General features: G+C 69.3%; 10 protein-coding genes, 1 tRNA gene and 1 pseudogene. 4 read left to right on the top strand and 8 right to left on the bottom strand.

Going from position 1 to position 13,822, the window contains the following annotated elements; translation table 11 throughout:
- Positions 1–2,264: 2,264 nt before the first annotated feature.
- The 5 genes from ACXJJ3_RS00230 to uvrA all read right to left on the bottom strand — a co-directional run bounded on the left by ACXJJ3_RS00230 (position 2,265) and on the right by uvrA (position 6,938).
- The gene (locus ACXJJ3_RS00230; protein ID WP_458167727.1) at positions 2,265–2,567 is read right to left on the bottom strand and encodes a hypothetical protein; all 303 of its coding nucleotides are present in this window, start codon (positions 2,565–2,567) and stop codon (positions 2,265–2,267) included.
- Positions 2,564–2,938 carry a DUF6507 family protein gene (locus tag ACXJJ3_RS00225; protein ID WP_458167726.1) on the bottom strand — a complete coding sequence of 125 codons (375 nt, stop codon included), beginning with the start codon at positions 2,936–2,938 and terminating at the stop codon, positions 2,564–2,566. The genes ACXJJ3_RS00230 and ACXJJ3_RS00225 overlap by 4 nt, the downstream gene beginning before the upstream one ends.
- Positions 2,939–3,032: 94 nt before the next feature.
- The gene (locus ACXJJ3_RS00220; RefSeq protein ID WP_458167725.1) at positions 3,033–3,338 is read right to left on the bottom strand and encodes a pore-forming ESAT-6 family protein; all 306 of its coding nucleotides are present in this window, start codon (positions 3,336–3,338) and stop codon (positions 3,033–3,035) included.
- Positions 3,339–3,352: 14 nt separating this feature from the next.
- Complete coding sequence (locus ACXJJ3_RS00215; protein WP_458167724.1) at positions 3,353–3,691, bottom strand: hypothetical protein; 339 nt, start codon at positions 3,689–3,691, stop codon at positions 3,353–3,355.
- Between the two features lie 229 nt (positions 3,692–3,920).
- Positions 3,921–6,938, bottom strand: a complete 3,018-nt coding sequence (gene uvrA, locus ACXJJ3_RS00210) for an excinuclease ABC subunit UvrA (protein ID WP_458167723.1) — start codon at positions 6,936–6,938, stop codon at positions 3,921–3,923.
- Positions 6,939–7,140: 202 nt separating this feature from the next.
- Between uvrA and ACXJJ3_RS00205 the strand changes: the two genes are divergently transcribed.
- Together ACXJJ3_RS00205 and ACXJJ3_RS00200 are read left to right on the top strand one after the other, a co-directional pair.
- Positions 7,141–7,800, top strand: coding sequence for an MBL fold metallo-hydrolase (locus ACXJJ3_RS00205; protein ID WP_458167722.1), 660 nt, complete (start codon positions 7,141–7,143; stop codon positions 7,798–7,800).
- Between the two features lie 769 nt (positions 7,801–8,569).
- Positions 8,570–9,103 carry a GNAT family N-acetyltransferase gene (locus ACXJJ3_RS00200; protein WP_458167720.1) on the top strand — a complete coding sequence of 178 codons (534 nt, stop codon included), beginning with the start codon at positions 8,570–8,572 and terminating at the stop codon, positions 9,101–9,103.
- Here ACXJJ3_RS00200 and ACXJJ3_RS00195 read toward each other — a convergent pair.
- On the bottom strand, positions 9,093–10,022 hold the full coding sequence (locus ACXJJ3_RS00195) for a S1C family serine protease (protein ID WP_458167719.1): 930 nt from the start codon (positions 10,020–10,022) through the stop codon (positions 9,093–9,095). The two genes, ACXJJ3_RS00200 and ACXJJ3_RS00195, sit on opposite strands and share 11 nt — an antisense overlap.
- 99 nt (positions 10,023–10,121) lie before the next feature.
- Between ACXJJ3_RS00195 and ACXJJ3_RS00190 the strand changes: the two genes are divergently transcribed.
- Both ACXJJ3_RS00190 and ACXJJ3_RS00185 read left to right on the top strand, forming a co-directional pair.
- Positions 10,122–10,670 carry a TetR/AcrR family transcriptional regulator gene (locus ACXJJ3_RS00190; protein WP_458167718.1) on the top strand — a complete coding sequence of 183 codons (549 nt, stop codon included), beginning with the start codon at positions 10,122–10,124 and terminating at the stop codon, positions 10,668–10,670.
- Positions 10,671–10,744: 74 nt separating this feature from the next.
- Positions 10,745–12,916, top strand: a complete 2,172-nt coding sequence (locus ACXJJ3_RS00185; RefSeq protein ID WP_458167717.1) for an MMPL family transporter — start codon at positions 10,745–10,747, stop codon at positions 12,914–12,916.
- Positions 12,917–12,976: 60 nt separating this feature from the next.
- On the opposite strand, the pseudogene ACXJJ3_RS00180 reads toward ACXJJ3_RS00185, so the two are convergent.
- Both ACXJJ3_RS00180 and ACXJJ3_RS00175 read right to left on the bottom strand, forming a co-directional pair.
- A pseudogene (locus tag ACXJJ3_RS00180) lies at positions 12,977–13,231 on the bottom strand (group I intron-associated PD-(D/E)XK endonuclease); the annotation flags it as partial.
- 477 nt (positions 13,232–13,708) lie between these two features.
- Positions 13,709–13,782 (bottom strand) — tRNA-Pro (locus tag ACXJJ3_RS00175).
- Between the last annotated feature and the right edge of the window lie 40 nt (positions 13,783–13,822).

The raw sequence follows: 13,822 nt of genomic DNA, 5'->3' as shown, positions 1-13,822 counted from the left end.
GGGTCCGGGTGCTCTCCGGGGTCCGCGTGTTCTCGGGTGTGTGCGTGGAGTCCGGAGTGTGGGTCGAGTCGGGCGTGTGGGTGCCGGGCTCGGGGGTGTGCGTCGTGGACTCCGGCGTGTGTCGCGCCTCCGGAGTGTGGGTCGAGTCCGGGATATGAGTCGTGGACTCAGGCGTGTGCCGCGCCTCGGGCGTGTGCGTCGAGTCCGGCGTGTGGGTTGTCGACTCAGGTGTGTGAGTCGTGGACTCGGGAGTGTGCCGCGCCTCCGGCGTGTGCGTCGTCGACTCTGGGGTTCGCGTTCCCGGTTCGGGGGTGTGGGTCGCGTTGGGGGTGTGGGTGGACTCGGGAGTGTGCGTGGTGCCGGGGGTGTTCGGCTCCGGCGTGTGGGTGGTCCCGGGGGTATGTGGGTCCGGCGCGTGGGTGGTGCCGGGGGTGTTCGGGTCCGGCGTGTGGGTGGAGTCCGGCGTGTGGGTGGAGTCCGGCGTGTGGGTGAGGGACTCCGGTGTACGTGTGCCCGGGTCCGGCGTGTGCGTGGTGCCCGGGGTGTTCGGCTCGGGCGTGTGCGTCGTACCCGGCGTGTGCGAGCCCGCGTCCGGAGTGTGCGTCGTCGACGGGGTGTGCGTTCCCGGGTCGGGCGTACGCGTCACCGGATCGGGCGTGTGCGTGCCTGGGTCCGGAGTGTGAGTCGTTCCGGGAGTGTGCGTCGTACCAGGGCCGGCATGCGACACCGGCGTACCCGGATCCGTGTGCGTCGGACCGGCATGCGACACCGGTGAGCCGTCAGCACCCGGCGTGTGCACCGTCGGATTGTCGACGCCAGACGTGTGCACGCTCGGCGTATCGACCGAGGCCGTATGCACCGACGGCGTGTCCACCGAGGCATGTGGTGTGTCGACCGACGCGTGACCGGTGTGCGGAGTCTCGACCTTCGGTACGTCGACCTTGGTCAGGTTCTGCATCTTGAAGTTCTCGCCGACGATCGGGATCTTCGACATCCCGTTCACGACCTGCTCGACCTTCGGGATCTTCGTCACCGCGCCGAGGGCCGCGTCATGGATCGCGGACCGCGCGACCTGCAACTTCTCGGCGACGCCGGCCACCTTGGCCACCGTCATACTCGCGGCGCCGAACTTCCCGGCCATCGCCGCGGCCTTCACGCCGCCGGCCGCGCCACCGCTGGCGACGGTCGCGACGACGTTCGTGAGCGCCATCCCGAACGCCTTACCGGGGTTCTTCGACCACTCGTCCCAGGCCACGAACCCCTTGAGCATGTTCTTGCCCATGTCGAGGCCCTCTTGGCCGAACTGTTTGACCGCGTCCGGTCTGGTGTCCAGCCCGGTCATCTTGTCGAACCCGGCCCACAACAACTGCAACGGAGCGGTCGTGACCTCCGCGACCATCTTCCCCAGGCCGACCCACGCGTTCCCCGCGTCCTTCCAGGTCGGCATGTCCCAGCCGAGCTTGTCCTTCATGAAGTCCCGTACGCCGGGAATCGAGGCGAGCGCGGGCAGCACCGGGATCAGCGTGAGGATGCTCTGGACCGTTTCGCCGACCACGGTCACGATGCCCTTGACGACGTTGACCGGGAACTCCAGGCAGTCCTGCCACCACGGCTTGTCGCGCTCTTCCTCGGTACCCCACGCGGGCGGGTCCGGTTCCTTGTCCGAGTCCTGCTTCGGCGGCGCCGGGTCGCCGTCGCGCTGACCGGTCTTCGGGTCCCAGGCGCGGCCGCCGTACAGCTTCGCGATCGAGTTCGCGGCGTTGATCGCGATCGCCGGCAACTCCTCCTGCATGATCCGGGTGACGTCCTTGACCATGCGGTTGTTGTCGTCGATCATCGCCTGGTCGTTCTGCCACTCCGGGTTGCCGTTCTTCCGGCGGTGCCAGTCGTACGCCTCGGTGCGGATGTTCTTCAGCTGGGTGAGCTTCTCCTGCGTCGCCCCGGCCAGGTTGCGCAGGTGGTTCGCGACCTGCGGCAGCGTCGGTCCGAACTCGCCGAGCTTGGTCTCGACGATCTGCATCGAGCTGACCAGCTTGTACTTCTCCGGCGCCTGGTAGACCGGGTCGAGGCCCTTGAACGCGCTGTTCACGCCCTGCCCCAGCTGGGTGAACTGGGGGCCGAGGGTCCGAAGCGCCTGGTCGTGCGCGTCGATGGTGCTGATCATCCGGGCGACGTCGTCGATCGGGATGCCTTCGGGTTTGATCATGACAACTCAGTCCTCGGTCATGCGCGGGGTCGACAGGTGCTTCGGGTACGGCGGACGGCTACGGGGCCGGAGGTGATGAGCCCTGCGGGCGGGCCGCGATCATCGCCTGCTCCAGCGGCAGCCGGCTCGGCTGGAACGACGAGATGCCGTGGTCGGCGACCAGGAACATCGCGTTCGCGTAGCCCGGCGGTACGTAGACCAGGTATTCCTCGACCTGGTACGCCGCCCACTCGGCCAGTTCCTCGGGGGTCGTGCGCTCCTCGGGCGTCGCCGCCTGGCGGTTCAGCCACTCCGCGAGCCGCACGCGACCGGCGTCGGCGACCTCGGCCGGTACGGTCGGCGCCGGGTTCTGGTCGGTCATACCGCTCGGTTCCTTCCGGGGTTGGTACGGGACGTCGAGCCCGGGACGTCCGGAATGATCCCGTTCTGGGCCTGCTGCTGGGCCCGCAGCGCCATCTCGTCCTGGCCGGCCATGTAGGCCTTGACCGCGTTCTGGCAACCGGTCAGCGAGGCGCCGACCTGTTTCGCCGCGGCCTCGAGATTCGGCCCCCAGTGCTGCGCGTACTCCCCCAGCGAGGCGGAGACGACCGCGAACATCTGCCAGTTCAGGCCCTCCGCGAGTTTCTGGAGCGATTCGCCGTACGTCTTCGCGTAGCCGTCGAAGGGCTCCGCCGCCGTCGCGGTCTTCTGGAGTACGCCGTTCACGCCCTCGACGTTGATGTCCCAGTCCACTGTCGCTCCTCCCGTTCGGACCTTGTGCACAACGAGCCCGGACGTGCCCCGCCGAGGGGGAACGTCCGGGGCGGTACCGCTCCGCGTCCGGCGGTCAGCCGCCGATGTTGTCGACCGCGGCCGATGCCTTCTTCAGCGTCGAGGCGGCGGTCGCGTCGTTCTGCGACAGGGTCTCCTTGAGCGACTGGATGATCGCCAGGGTCTGCTCGGCCGCCTTGTTGAAGCGGTCCTCGACGGCGCGGTAGTTCTCGGTCACGCCGCTGGCGGACGCATCGGAGAGCGCGGCCGACACGTTCTGCTTGTGCGCCGCGATCAGGCCGGTGATCTGGCCGGAGAGGCTGTTGATCGTGCCCTGCACCTCACCCGAGGCCGCGGTGTCGTAGCTGTTGCGGTTTGCCATTGCCTGCTCCTCTCTCAGCGCTTGCCGAACTTGGCGGCGTTGAAGTCTGCCGAACCCTGGTTCTTCTTCGCGGTGTCGGCCATCTCGGTGTCACCGGTACGGAACGCGGTGTCCATGCCCGACTGCCCCTGGTTGATCGCCGCGAGGCCGGCGTTGAGGTCGGCCGCGATCCCGTCGACGTTCGACTTGAACGCGTCGAACATCTGCTTGCCGGCGCCGTTCATCTTGCCCTCGAGCGGCTGCGCCGCGGCCACCAGCCGCTTCACCAGACCGCCCAGGTCCTGGGTTCCGGTCGAGGTCTTCTTGGCCAGTTGGCTCAGGGTGTCCTGACCCATGTCCCAGCGTCCGGTCACGGTTTCTCCTTCGACAGTTGGTTGCGCCGCACCGCCACGATAGTGGGAGGTACAGGTCAGGACCGCAATCGTCGACCCGGGGCACGGACCTTTCGATCAGGATCGAAAGGTCCACGTGACACGACTGTAATTGCCCCGGGCAACCAGAAACCGTGACCAGGCAACGACCGCCGATGCAAACGCAACGGCCCCGGATCAGGATCGATCCGGGGCCGCTTCAGCTCGGGGCTCAGCCGGCCGCGCGCTTCCTCGCCGCGGAGGTCTTCTTCGCCGGCGCCTTCTTGGCCGCGGCCTTCTTCGCGGGCGCCTTCTTCGCGGCGGCCGCGGACTTCTTCCTCGGGGCAGCGGTCTTCTTGGCCGGCAGGGCCTTCGCTGCCGCCTTCTTCGCGCTCGGCTTCGCGGCCCGGCCCTCGAGGATCTCCGCGAGGAACTGGCCCGTGTACGACGCCGGGTTCGCCGCGACCTCCTCCGGTGTACCCTCCGCGACCAGCGTGCCGCCGCGGCGGCCGCCGTCGGGGCCGAGGTCGATCAGCCAGTCGGCGGTCTTGATCACGTCGAGGTTGTGCTCGATGACCAGCACCGAGTTGCCCTTGTCGACCAGGCCGCTGAGGACGCCGAGCAGCTTGCTGATGTCCTCGAAGTGCAGACCCGTGGTCGGCTCGTCCAGCACGTACACCGTGCGGCCGGTCGAACGGCGCTGCAGCTCGGACGCCAGCTTGACGCGCTGCGCCTCACCGCCGGACAGCGTCGGCGCCGGCTGACCGAGCCGGACGTACCCGAGGCCGACCTCGACGAGGGTCTTCAGGTGCCGGGAGATCGCCGGGATCGCCTGGAAGAACTCGGCCGCCTCTTCGATCGGCATGTCCAGCACGTCCGCGACGGTCTTGCTCTTGTAGTGCACCTCGAGCGTCTCGCGGTTGTACCGCGCGCCGTGGCACACCTCGCACGGGACATACACGTCCGGCAGGAAGTTCATCTCGATCTTCAGCGTGCCGTCACCAGAGCATGCCTCGCAGCGGCCGCCCTTCACGTTGAACGAAAAGCGGCCCTGCTGGTACCCGCGGACCTTCGCCTCCGGTGTCTCCGCGAACAGCTTCCGGACGTGGTCCCAGACCCCGGTGTACGTCGCCGGGTTGGACCGCGGCGTCCGGCCGATCGGTGACTGGTCGACGTGGATCACCTTGTCCACCAGCTCCATGCCGGAGATCTTCGTGTGCCGCCCCGGGACCGCGCGGGCGCCGTAGATCTGCCGCGCCAGCGACGTGTACAGGATGTCGTTCACCAGCGTCGACTTGCCCGAACCGGACACGCCCGTCACCGCGACGAACACCCCGAGCGGGATGGTCACGTCGAGGTCCTTCAGGTTGTTCTGCCGGGCGCCGTACACGGTCAGCTCGCGGCCCTCGGTGAGCGGCCGGCGGACCGCCGGGATCGGGATCTCCTTGCGGCCGGACACGTACGCGCCGGTGATCGAGTCCGGGTGGTTGCGCAGGTCCTCGACGGTGCCGGAGACCACCACCTGGCCGCCGTGCTCGCCGGCGCCGGGGCCGATGTCGACGACCCAGTCGGCGTGGTCGATGGTGTCCTCGTCGTGCTCGACGACGATCAGCGTGTTGCCCAGCTCCTTGAGCCGGACCAGCGTGTCGATCAGCCGCCGGTTGTCCCGCTGGTGCAGGCCGATCGACGGCTCGTCCAGCACGTACAACACCCCGACCAGGCCGGAGCCGATCTGCGTCGCGAGCCGGATCCGCTGCGCCTCACCGCCGGACAGCGACCCCGCCGGACGGCTCAGCGCCAGATAGTCCAGGCCGACGTCGAGCAGGAACCGGAGCCGCTCGCCGATCTCCTTCACCACCCGCTCGGCGATCTGCTTCTCCCGCGGGGTCAGCTCCATCCCGGCGAGGAAGTCGTGCACCTCGTCGATCGACATCGCGCTGATCTCGGCGATGTTCTTCCCGCCGAGAGTCACCGCGAGCGAGATCGGCTTGAGCCGCGCGCCGTTGCAGGCCAGGCACGGGACCTCGCGCATGTACTCCTCGAAGCGCTCCCGCCCGGTGTCGCTGGACGCCTCCGCGTGCCGGCGCTCGACGTACGGGATCACGCCCTCGAAGCTCGTGTAGTACGACCGCTCGCGGCCGTAGCGGTTCTGGTACGAGACGTGGACCTGCTTGTCGTGGCCGGTGAGCAGCGCCTTCTTCGCCTTCGCCGGCAGCTCGCCGAACGGCGTACTCGTCTTGAACTTCAGGTCCCGCGCGAGCGCCTCGAGCAGCCGCTCGAAGTACTGCGTGACGTTCTGCCCCGACCACGGCTGGATCGCGCCCTCGTCGAGCGACTTCGACGGATCCGGCACCAGCAGCTCCGGGTCCACCTCCATCCGGGTGCCGAGACCGGTGCAGACCGGGCAGGCGCCGTACGGCGAGTTGAACGAGAACGACCGCGGCTCGAGCTCGTCGATCGCGAGCGGGTGATCGTTCGGGCAGGCGAGCTTCTCGGAGAACCGGCGCTCGCGGTGCGGGTCGTCCTCGGCGAGGTCCACGAAGTCCAGCACGACCAGCCCGCCGGCCAGGCCGAGCGCGGTCTCGACCGAGTCGGTCAGCCGCTGCTTCGCGGAGCCCTTCACCGCGAGCCGGTCGACGACCACGTCGATGCTGTGCTTCTTCTGCTTGTCGAGCTTCGGCGGCTCGGTCAGCTGGATCGTCTCGCCGTCCACCCGGGCCCGGCTGAAGCCCTGACCGGTCAGCTGCCGGAAGAGGTCGACGTACTCCCCCTTGCGGCCGCGGACCACCGGGGCGAGCACCTGGAACCGGGTGCCCTCGTCGAGCTCGAGCACCCGGTCGACGATCTGCTGCGGGGTCTGCCGCGCGATCGGCTCGCCGCACTCGGGACAGTGCGGGCGGCCGGCCCGGGCGAACAGCAGCCGGAGGTAGTCGTACACCTCGGTGATCGTGCCGACCGTGGAGCGTGGGTTCCGGGAGGTGGACTTCTGGTCGATCGAGACCGCCGGCGACAGGCCCTCGATGAAGTCGACGTCCGGCTTGTCCATCTGGCCGAGGAACTGCCGCGCATACGCCGAGAGCGACTCGACGTAGCGCCGCTGGCCCTCGGCGAAGATCGTGTCGAAGGCCAGGCTGGACTTCCCGGAGCCGCTCAGGCCGGTGAAGACGATCATGGCGTCCCGCGGCAGGTCGACCGAGACGTCCTTCAGGTTGTGCTCACGTGCTCCGCGCACGATCAGACGGTCAGACACAAGCTCACTCTCAGCCGTTCTCGAGGGTTTCCGGACGGTTCTCCGGCCTGCCCGGTCATGCTAACGAGGCCCACCGACAAAAACTTCCGCCGCCGGATCGGGGCGATCGCTTCGAAAGTATATTCGATCGCGGACCGTGGTCGATGCAACCCGGCCGGAGGTGCAAGGATCGGGGGTGTCACCTAGATCAGGGAGAGGCGAGATGCCCGAGTACCACGGGAACGTCAAGGTCGGCGGTCCGGCGCAGACCCACGAGCTGGCCCGGCTGATGATCACCAAGGTCGCGGTCGGACCGATGGACAACAACGCCTACCTGCTGCGCTGCCGGCAGACCGACGAGCAGGTGCTGATCGACGCCGCGAACGAGGCGGACACGCTGCTCCGGCTGATCGGCGACGCCGGTCTCGCGCGGGTCGTCACCACGCACCGCCACCAGGACCACTGGGAGGCGCTCGCCGAGGTCGTCGCCCGCACCGGCGCCACCACGGTCGCCGGCCGCCACGACGCCGAGGGCATCCCGGTCCCCACCGACCAGCTCGTCGACGACGGCGACCACATCGCGGTCGGCCAGTGCACCCTGCGCGTCATCCACCTCGTCGGGCACACCCCCGGCTCGATCGCGCTGGTGTACGACGACCCGGAGGGCGCACCGCACCTGTTCACCGGCGACTCACTGTTCCCCGGCGGCGTCGGCAACACCCAGGGCGACAAGGCCCGCTTCAGGTCCCTCATCGACGACGTCGACACCAAGCTCTTCGGCACCCTCCCCGACGAAACCTGGGTCTACCCCGGCCACGGCTCCGACACCACCCTCGGCACCGAACGCCCGCACGTCTCCGAATGGCGCGAACGCGGCTGGTAAGACACCCGCCCGGGCCCATCGCCGTACCGACAGTGCCAGCGCCTCCGAACCGTGCCTGCGGTGCGGAGGCGCTGCTGGTCAGTCATCCGGCCGGGTGATCTTGCAAGGCACGAATCCGCTCCGGCGCAGCCGATGCCCGGCCGGGTCGGGGTGATGCCGGTCAGGGACTCGACCGCCGAGTCGTCGACCGCCCGCGCTCGAGGTCATCCGCCTACCGGCGGAATGCCTCCCGCCAGGCCGCTGCCTCCGCAGACGCGCGTTTGAGGGGTTCACGTCTGACGTTTGAGGGGTTCACGTCTGAGATGCCGGGTTCACCACCCGCATGCGAGACGCCAACCCGCCCTCTCAGACGTAAACCCCCGAAACGACCCCGAGAGAGCACCTTGCCGAGCAGGTTGGGGAGGATCTGCTGCCCGAATCGGCGGATAATCCTCCCCAGACCGCAATCTGCGGAGACCACGCCAACCTCGACGAACGCTTGAGCTTCAGCTAGGCCGGCCGGCATCCGGGCGGTGATGCCCAGGTCGCGAAGGGTGTCGCTGAGGGTGAGGGTGTCGCCGGCCCGGCGGGCCTAAGCGCCGGTGCGCGGCCGGGTGCGTGGCCGACGGCCCGAGCACCCGGTGCGCGGCCGATGCGCCCGGTGCCTGGCCGGGGGCGGCGGGCCTCGGCGGGCGGTGCGCGACGTACTCGGTGTTGGAGGCGGTCCGGTTGTGGTGCGTGTCTACCTGCCGGATCAGGTCGTCCGGCCGGGTGATCCTAGGGTGGCGGTATGAGCGGATTCGCGGAGTATCAGCCCGGCGTCGCCCGGCAGACCGTCGACGTCGTCATCCGGCCGGCCGTGGACGCGGACCTGACCAGGTGTGCCGAGTTGATCGTGTCGCGGACCGGCGGGGCGGTGGACGTACGGCGGGCGCGGCTGGTTGCGGATCTGCAGGATCCGGACAAGTACACGGTGGTCGCCGAGGTCGGCGGGGAGGTCGTCGGGTATGCGCTCGTACTCCGGCACCAGCTCTCCCCCACCGACCCGCCGGACACCGCCCCGAGCGGGTACTACCTGATCGGGCTGATCGTCGACCCGGAGTACCGGCGGCGCGGGATCGGCGAGCTGCTCACCCGGGAGCGGATCCGGTGGACCGCGGAGCGCGCCGACGAGGTCTACTACTTCGCCAACATCCAGAACGGCGCAACCCTCGACCTCCACCTGAGCTTCGGGTTCACCGAGGTGACCCGCGACTTCACCTTCCCGAACGCTCCCCTCAAACCCGGCACCTGCGTACTCCTCCGCGCCCCGATCAGTCGGTGAGCTCCGCCGGGTAGGCGATCACGTCGACGAGCGCGTTGTTCCGGATCGCGGTCAGCTCGGTACGGCGGGCGATCGCGTCCTCGAACAGCTGCCGCTGCAACGACTGCGCGTCCCGCAGCGGTACACCGTTCACCGCGAGCACCAGGTCGCCCTGCCGCAGGCCGGCGGCGGCCGCCGGACTGGCCGGGATGACCTCGACGACGCGTAACGCGGACCGCTGGTCGAAGCGCTCCGCCAGCGCCGGATGCAGCGGCGCCGGAGTGGTCACCAGGCCGAGATACCCACGGCGCACCCGGCCGTCGTGCAGAAGCGAGTAGATGATCCGGCGGGTCGTCGGGTTCATCGGGACGGCGAGCCCGAGCCCGATGCCGGCGACCGCGGTGTTGATGCCGACCACCCGGCCGTTGCCGTCGGCAAGCGCACCGCCGGAGTTCCCCGGGTTGAGTGCGGCGTCGGTCTGGATCACGTCCTCGATGATCCGGTTCGCCGAACCGCTGCGCACCGGCAACGACCGGCCGAGCGCGCTCACCACGCCCGCGGTCACGCTCCCGGCCAGGCCGAGCGGGTTGCCCACCGCAACGACCAGGTTCCCGACCTTCAGGTGGTCCGCGTCGCCGTACTCCGGCGGATCCGGGATCTCCCGGTCGGCCCGCAGTACGGCGAGATCCGACAGCCGGTCGACGCCGACCACCTGGGCCTGCGCCGTCGTACCGTCCGCGAACTCCGCCGACGCCTCGGTGCCGCCGCCGACCACGTGGGCGTTGGTGAGCAGATGGCCGTCGCCGGTCAGCACGACGGCGGAGCCTGACGAGTCGCCGCGCCGGCTGTGGATCCGCAGGCTCGCGACCCGCGGGATCAGGTGCTCGGCCACCCCCGAAACCACCCGGGAGTAGGCGTCCAGTACATCGTCTTCAGGCATCGGCCTCACCTCCTGAATTACAAGATTACCAACGTGAAGCAGAACACAATCCTGACCGATCGGTTGAAAACTGGCCGATCGGTCAGGCAAGCTGCTGACATGGCAGTCACCACCCCGGCCCGGGAGCGGACCAGGCGCGAGATCGTGCGCCAAGCGATGGACCTGTTCCAGGCGGCCGGCTACAACGCGACGTCGCTGCAGGACATCGCCACCGCGGCCGGCTGCTCGAAGGCGACGGTGCTGTACCACTTCAGCGGCAAGCCGGCCGTGCTTGCCGCCGTCCTCGACCCCGCCGCCGCCGACCTGGCCGACCTGGTGAAGGCCGCGGCCGAGCTGCCCCGCGCCGCCGCGCAGGACCTGGCGATCGAGCGCTTCATCGACCTCGCCGTCGAGTACCGCGGCGTGGTCGACGTGCTGCAGGACGTGCTTCCGGTCATCGAGCAGATGCCGGAGATCGCGCCGCTGGTCGCGGACGGCATGCGGCTCACCGAGTTCATGGCCGGCTCCGACGACCCGATCGAGCGGGACCTGGCGAAGTTCGCCATCAACGGCCTGCTCGGCGAGTGCCGGCACGCGCACGAGCGCACCGGCGAGGACCTGCGAAGACTCTGCGACCTCGCGCTCCGGAGACTGCTCCGGCGGGCCTGACCGCCGACCCCCGACTCCCCGCCGCCGCGGGGCGATCACTTCTGCCCGCTGACCCGAAACGGACGCACTTCCCGATGGCCAATCTGCTCTACCGGCTCGGCCGGTTCTCGTACCAGCGCCGGCGCCTGGTCGCCGCGCTGTGGGCCCTGTTCCTCGTGGTGCTCGGCGTCGGCGCGCTGACCCTGGGCGGCAAGACCGCGAACACCTTCTCGATCCCCGGCACCGAGTCGCAGCGTGCGCTCGACGCCCTCAAGCACGAGCTGCCGGCCGCCAGCGGCGCGTCCGCGACGATCGTCGTCAAGGCGCCGGCGGGCAAGACCCTCGACGACCCGGCGGTGAAGGCGGCGGTCGGCACGACGGTCGCCAAGGCCACGAAGGTGCCCGAGGTTGTTGCCGCGATCGATCCGTTCGCCACCAGGGCGATCAGCCAGGACCGGACGACAGGGCTCATCAGCGTCCAGTTCGACAAACCGGCCGACGAGCTGTCCCACGCGAGCAGCGACGGGTACGACGGACTCAGCGCGCTCAGCTCCGGCGACCTGCGGGTGGTGCCGGGCGGGCAGATCAAGGCCGGCATCCCGGAGATCGGCGCGACCGAAGTGATCGGCGTCGCGGTCGCGGCCGTCGTCCTGATCGTCACGTTCGGGTCGCTGGTCGCGGCCGGGATGACGCTGGTGACGGCGCTGCTCGGCGTACTCGCCGGGATGGCCGGGTTGTTCATCGTGACGGCCTTCACCGATGTCTCGTCGACGGCGCCGATCCTGGCGCTGATGCTCGGCCTCGCGGTCGGCATCGACTACTCGCTGTTCATCAGTTCACGGCACCGGTCGCAGCTCGGCGAGGGCATGGATCCGGAGGAGTCGGTCGCACGGGCGACGGCGACGGCCGGGTCGGCGGTGCTGTTCGCCGGGGCGACCGTGGTGATCGCACTGGCCGGGCTGTCGGTGGTCGGCGTACCGTTCCTGACCGCGATGGGGCTGGCCGCGGCGGCGACGGTGCTGACCGCCGTACTGGTCGCGTTGACGTTGCTGCCGGCGCTGCTCGGCTTCGTCGGGAACCGGGTGCTGCCGCGGAAGTTGCGCAAGGCGCCGACCGCGGCGGCGCACAAGGAGGGGTTCGGTTTCCGCTGGGGCCGGCTGGTCACCCGGCTCCGGGTGCCGATCGTTGCCGTCGGCATCATCGGGCTCGGGCTGCTGGCGATCCCGGCGAAGAACATGCAGCTCGCGTTGCCGGACGGCGCGTCGGCGGCCGCCGGTACCAACCAGCGGGTCGCGTACGACCTCACCGCGGCGGCGTTCGGACCGGGCGCCAACGGGCCGCTCGTGGTCGTTGTGACAAGCAACGATGCGGCGACGGCCGAGTCCGTCGTACAGCAGGTGCTCGCGAAGACCCAAGGGCTGCCCGACGTGGTCGCGGCCCAGCCCGCGGGGTCCAGTGACGACCACACGACCCGGCTGCTGCAGGTCGTCCCGAAGAGCGGACCGGCCAGCGAGCAGACCGCCGACCTGGTGAAGAACCTGCGCTCGGCAGTGCATCCGCTGGTCACCGGCGGCACCGAGATCTCGGTCACCGGCAACACCGCGGTCGGGGTCGACGTGTCGAACAAGCTGTCCGACGCGTTGCCGACGTACCTGTTCGTGGTGATCGGGTTGTCGTTCCTGCTGCTCCTGCTCGCGTTCCGGTCGGTGCTGGTGCCGTTGAAGGCGACGCTCGGGTTCGTGCTGACGATCGGGGCGACGTTCGGGATCACGGTCGCGGTGTTCCAGGAGGGACACCTGGCGAAGCTCGTCGGGGTGGACTCCCCCGGGCCGCTGGTCAGCTTCCTGCCGATCATCATGATGGGCATCCTGTTCGGGCTGGCGATGGACTACGAGGTCTTCATCGTGTCCCGCGTCCGCGAGGAGTTCGTGCACGGCCGGCACGCGAACGACGCCACCGTCCAGGGCCTCGGCCACGGCGCCCGCGTCGTCACCGCCGCCGCGCTGATCATGGCCTCGGTGTTCGCCGGCTTCATCCTGGTCCACGACCCGATCATCAAGGCGATCGGCTTCGGCCTCACGATCGGCGTACTGATCGACGCCTTCGTGGTCCGAATGACCCTCGTCCCCGCGATCCTCAGCCTCCTCGGCGACCGAGCCTGGTGGTTCCCCCGCTGGCTCGATCGCATCACGCCCCGGGTAGACATCGAAGGCGAAACGCTTCGGGTCGAGGAACCGCGAACCGACGAACTCGCGGGCGTACGCTGACACGCACCTCGGGGCACCGGCGTCGACCGGTGCCCCGGCCAGCACCGGACTCGGCACGATGTACAGGCTGCCGTCGCCAAGGACGATGAAGAACAGATCGATGTCGTCAGGGTCGTACGGCATCTTCGTGGCCGACTTGTCGAGCACGTACGGACGCCGTCCTACCCCGACCTGCCAATGGCCGTCACGACCCGGACGCTCTGAGCTCTTGATCTGCACACGCTGGATTCCGTTCGTCGTGGTCACCAGCAAGTCGTAGACCTCGGGCTCCATCGGCAACGCGACAGCGCAACCGTGCAGCGTGAACCAGGCCATGGCTATTGCGGGAGCCGCCGTCCGAAGCATCTGTCGACACGCAGGGAGTTCGAACGGCTCGGCCGTCGGGCGCGAGGGCGGCGAGGACCGGAGCTTCGAACAGTCCAGCCCCAGCCGCACCGCGTGACCTTTGATCCGGACACGCGATTCCTTGCCGTCGCTGACTCCGAGGCCGGAGATGACATCCGCCCAGCAGGTCGCGTCGCGCATCACCTCACCGAGCCTCCGGTCGGACCACTGCCGCTGGCCGGTGAAGTGGGCCGTGTCCAGCTCCAGCCGCTCGACGTGCTTCTTCAGCGCACGGACGGTCCCCGCTGAGGTCCCCTTCAATCCCAGCACGCGGGCAACACCACGCCACGAATGGTTCTCGGCCACCGCGCGGCGGAGGTCGTCGTCGTCCCAGCTTCGTCTGTCACTCAAGGCCACCATGGGACAAACATAAGAAGGGGCACCGACAGAATCGGTGCCCTTTCAGGGTCGGGCTGACAGGATTTGAACCTGCGGTCTTCTGGCCCCCAGCCAGACGCGTTACCAAACTACGCCACAGCCCGATGGCCCGCCCCAACAGCGAACCGGGCATTACCTTACAGC

Source organism: Kribbella sp. WER1, from assembly GCF_054189145.1.
This window is presented reverse-complemented; position numbering and strand designations above follow the sequence as displayed.

Coding starts and splice junctions, on each gene's coding strand:
- ACXJJ3_RS00230 (WP_458167727.1), bottom strand. CDS start 2,567: ATGACCGACCAGAACCCGGCGCCGACCGTACCGGCCGAGGTCGCCGAC.
- ACXJJ3_RS00220 (WP_458167725.1), bottom strand. CDS start 3,338: ATGGCAAACCGCAACAGCTACGACACCGCGGCCTCGGGTGAGGTGCAG.
- ACXJJ3_RS00205 (WP_458167722.1), top strand. CDS start 7,141: ATGCCCGAGTACCACGGGAACGTCAAGGTCGGCGGTCCGGCGCAGACC.
- ACXJJ3_RS00200 (WP_458167720.1), top strand. CDS start 8,570: ATGAGCGGATTCGCGGAGTATCAGCCCGGCGTCGCCCGGCAGACCGTC.
- ACXJJ3_RS00195 (WP_458167719.1), bottom strand. CDS start 10,022: ATGCCTGAAGACGATGTACTGGACGCCTACTCCCGGGTGGTTTCGGGG.
- ACXJJ3_RS00190 (WP_458167718.1), top strand. CDS start 10,122: ATGGCAGTCACCACCCCGGCCCGGGAGCGGACCAGGCGCGAGATCGTG.
- ACXJJ3_RS00185 (WP_458167717.1), top strand. CDS start 10,745: ATGGCCAATCTGCTCTACCGGCTCGGCCGGTTCTCGTACCAGCGCCGG.